This window comes from Streptomyces sp. NPDC002994 (genome assembly GCF_040611155.1).
GTDB lineage: Bacteria > Actinomycetota > Actinomycetes > Streptomycetales > Streptomycetaceae > Streptomyces.
The window spans coordinates 1-3588 of the sequence record NZ_JBEXNQ010000070.1 but is presented as its reverse complement, the minus strand read 5'-3'; the positions used below and the strand labels follow the sequence as shown (position 1 = coordinate 3588).

The 3588-nt window shown below is 69.0% G+C and carries 4 protein-coding genes; 1 reads left to right on the top strand and 3 read right to left on the bottom strand.

The window, feature by feature from the left end; all coding sequences use genetic code 11:
- Positions 1-411: 411 nt before the first annotated feature.
- Positions 412-1419, bottom strand: a complete 1008-nt coding sequence (locus ABZX79_RS37755) for a stage II sporulation protein M (protein WP_355268573.1) — start codon at positions 1417-1419, stop codon at positions 412-414.
- A 132-nt stretch (positions 1420-1551) separates the two neighbouring features.
- Between ABZX79_RS37755 and ABZX79_RS37750 the strand changes: the two genes are divergently transcribed.
- Positions 1552-2535: an RDD family protein gene (locus ABZX79_RS37750; protein WP_355268570.1), complete on the top strand. Its 984-nt coding sequence runs from the start codon at positions 1552-1554 to the stop codon at positions 2533-2535.
- Positions 2536-2733: 198 nt separating this feature from the next.
- Here the strand turns inward: ABZX79_RS37750 and ABZX79_RS37745 are convergent, their stop codons facing one another.
- The gene (locus tag ABZX79_RS37745; protein WP_355268567.1) at positions 2734-3348 is read right to left on the bottom strand and encodes a hypothetical protein; all 615 of its coding nucleotides are present in this window, start codon (positions 3346-3348) and stop codon (positions 2734-2736) included.
- Positions 3349-3451: 103 nt separating this feature from the next.
- On the bottom strand, positions 3452-3588 hold a 137-nt coding region (locus ABZX79_RS37740; protein WP_355268576.1), incomplete at its 5' end, for an adenosylhomocysteinase.

Here is a 3588-nt window from a genome sequence, read left to right as displayed (position 1 = left end):
TTGGCACGCTGTTGAGTTCTCAAGGAACGGACGCTTCCTTTGTACTCACCCTCGCGGGCTTTCCTCCGGGCTTTCGTTCGGTATTTCGTGTTTCCAACCTTACCAGATCCGTTTTCCGTTCCGTTTCCGGTTCGGAGTTTATTTCTGGTGGCCTTTGGAGTGGCCTTTTGCCTTTCGGCTTGTCCCCGACTTTATCAGAATCATTTCCGCCGAGCTAATCGGCTTCGTGATTCCAATGTGTATCGAGAGGCCCTGCGGAGATGATCTCCTGGAGGGCGAGACAGATGCTAACCGCTGCCAGTGGGTACGTCCACCCGTTGCAACCGTTTAAATCTACCTCCCCACGCCAGCCGCGTCAACGGTTTTTGTGGGCGGACAGGACAGTACCAGGTCAGAGGGGTCGTACGCACATCACGCGGCCGTGGGGAGCTCGGCGCTGCGGTCGGTCTCTTCGACGTCGCCTCGGTTGCCGGCTCGGGCGGCTCGGCCGCCCAGGATGTAGACGTACGCAAGGAATGCCAGCTCGGCGACGACCCCAATGGCGATGCGGGCCCAGGTGGGGAGGCCCGACGGCGTAACGAAGCCCTCGATCAGGCCGGAGACGAAGAGGACCAGCGCCAGGCCGATCGCCATGCCGAGAGCGGCTCGGCCTTCCTGGGCGAGGGCCGCGCGGCGGGTGCGGGGGCCGGGGTCGACAAGGGTCCAGCCGAGGCGCAGGCCCGTGCCGGCAGCTACGAAGACCGCGGTGAGTTCCAGCAGGCCGTGTGGGATGACCAGGCCCAGGAAGACGTCGAGGCGGCCGGCCGAGGACATCAGACCGATGGCGACGCCGAGGTTCAGCATGTTGAGGAACAGGATCCAGAGCACCGGGAAGCAGAGGAAGGCGCCCAGGACCAGGCACATGGCTGCCGCTTGGGCGTTGTTCGTCCAGACCTGGGCGGCGAAGGACGCTGCGGGGTGGCTGGAGTAGTACGTCTCGTACTGGCCGCCCGGGCGGGTCATTTCGCGTAGCTCTGCCGGGGCCGCGATGGCTGACTGGACCTCGGGGTGGGTGCCGATCCACCAGCCGATCACGGTGGCCACGGCGATGGAGAGCAGGGCCGTGGGGACCCACCAGTGGCGGGTGCGGTACATCGCGGCGGGGAAACCGGACGTCAGGAAGCGGGTCGCGTCCCGCCAGGACGCGCGGCGGGTGCCCGTCACGGTGGCTCGGGCTCGGGCCACGAGCTGGGTGAGACGCGCGGTCAGGGCGGGGTCGGGAGCGCTGGACTGGATCAGCGAGAGGTGGGTGGCCGTGCGCTGGTAGAGAGCGACCAGTTCGTCGGCTTCGGCGCCGGTGAGACGGCGGCCGCGGCGCAGGAGGTGGTCCAGTCGGTCCCACTCTGCGTGATGGGCGGTGACGAAGACGTCGAGGTCCATGGTCGGCTGCTGCTCCAGGCACTAAGTCCGTACGGTCCGTACTGCGCGGCGCGCGCTGCGGGCCAGCTTGGCAGACTGGGGAATTCAAGGGGCAGGGAAGGGTGGCCATGGGCGGCGGAGGGTGGGTTTCCGGTGAGTGAGCTTGTTACGGGCGACGCGGTGGTACTGGGGCTGCGGCCGGCGAGGCTGCCCAGCCGGGCGCTTGCTCTGGCGATCGACATGGCGGTGGTGTGGACGGTTTATCTGAGCGTGTCGGTCGGCCTGGCGATAGCGACTGCCTCGCTGGACGAGGCGGCCGGTATGGCGATCGCGGTGGCGTCGTTTGTGCTGGTGCTGGTCGGGGCTCCTATTGCGGTGGAGACGCTCACGCATGGGCGGTCGCTGGGAAAGATGGCCTGTGGGCTGCGGGTGGTGCGGGACGACGGGGGGCCCATCCGGTTCCGGCATGCGCTGGTTCGGGGTGCGGTGGGGGTCGTGGAGATCCTGATGACGTTCGGGGTCGTTGCGTGTATTGCTTCGCTCGTGTCTGAGCGGGGGCGGCGGATCGGCGATGTGTTCGCGGGGACTCTCGTCGTACGGGAGCGGGTGTCCGCGGGGCGGGTGGGTGTTGTGCCGCCTCCGCCGCCGTGGCTGGTGGGGCGGTTCGCCGGGCTCGATCTGTCCGGGGTGCCGGATGGGCTTTGGCTGGCGATACGGCAGTACCTGACGCGGATGGGGCAGCTGGATCCGCAGGTGGGTGCGGCGATGGCGGAGCGGCTGGCCGGGGATCTGGCGGCGCGTACGGGGGCGCCGGCTCCGCGGGAGGTGCCGGCGGCGGCGTATCTGGCGGCTGTGGTGAACGAGCGGCAGGCGCGGGATGCGCGGCGGGCGTTTGCGGGGACCTCTGGTGAGGGTGTGGTGGGGACTGGCGCGGGCCCTGCTGCGGCTTGGGGGGATGCGGCTCTGGGTCCGGCTCCGGGTCCGGGTCCGGGTCCGGGTCCGGGTCCGGCTCCGGCTCCGGCTTCGGCTTCGGCTTCGGCTTCGGCTTCGGCTTCGGTGGAAGGTTCGGTGCGGGTGGGCGCTGAGGCGGAGGCGCGGGCCGCTTCGTCCGGGACCGGGTTCGCGCCGCCGGCCTAGGCGGCGGGGCTCTTTTTCCCCACCCCGCCCCTTCCCGTAACTGGGGCTCCGCCCCAGACCCCGGTCCTCAAACGCCGGACAGGCTGGAATTGCTGGGCCGCATGGAGATCTACCGGCCCTCCCGCGCATCAAACACGCTGAGCAGCGCATCGCTCGCCCCGCCCCCGTAGCCATCGACAGCGCCCCGCCGAGCGCGCGTCAGGGGAAGGTTGAGGGTGGGGTTTCCAGGTGTTCCAGTTCGATGCCGGGGGCTGAGAGCACTACGTCGCCTGCGATGTGGATCTGATGCTGCTCGCCGGTGTCCAGGGCGTTGACCTGGTATTCGTCCACCATCAGGGGGCCGTTGTCAGTGGCATGCGCTTCACTCTTCAGCAAGGCCCAGGACTGGTCGACGGTGCGGGGCGCCAGGACCGGGTCGGTGAAGGCGACCAGGCGGACGCGGGTCGCGGGGGAACCGGGGATGAGGCGGAGAAGGCGGGTGGTGGCGATGAGGAAGGCCGGGGATGTGCCGGTGAAGGTGTGGGCGGGGACGTTGCCTTCGGTGGCGTGGGTGCCGGTCGGGTCGGTACGGACCCAGGTGACGCCGTCGATGGCTGCGCCTCGGACTTGCCAGCTCAAGGCGTGCAGTTCCAGGCGGATGGGGCGACCGAGTTCATCGATGGCCAGGTCTACCGAGCCGGCGTGGTCGCCGGAGGGGGTGGTGATCTGCGAGACGTAACGCCAGCCGGAGGGGCCGGGGGCGCAGTGGAAGTGTTCTTCGCCTAGGGGGGTGTGGTCGTGGGGGTCGTGGAGTGAGTATCGGCCTCGGGGCATGGGTCTGTCCGGTTCTTCGGGTCCGACATGGGGCAGGCCCCCGGCACGGGGGTGCGGGGGCCTGCCTGACAGCTACTGCTGCTGCTGAGGGTCGAGCTTGGGCTCAGTAGCGGTAGTGGTCGGACTTGAACGGGCCCTCGACCTTGACGCCGATGTAGGCGGCCTGCTCGGGGCGCAGGGTCGTGAGCTTGACGCCGAGGGCGTCGAGGTGGAGGCGGGCGACCTTCTCGTCGAGGTGCT

Excerpts from the sequence above, each read along its gene's own strand:
- ABZX79_RS37755 (WP_355268573.1), bottom strand. The coding sequence starts at position 1,419 with ATGGACCTCGACGTCTTCGTCACCGCCCATCACGCAGAGTGGGACCGA.
- ABZX79_RS37745 (WP_355268567.1), bottom strand. The coding sequence starts at position 3,348 with ATGCCCCGAGGCCGATACTCACTCCACGACCCCCACGACCACACCCCC.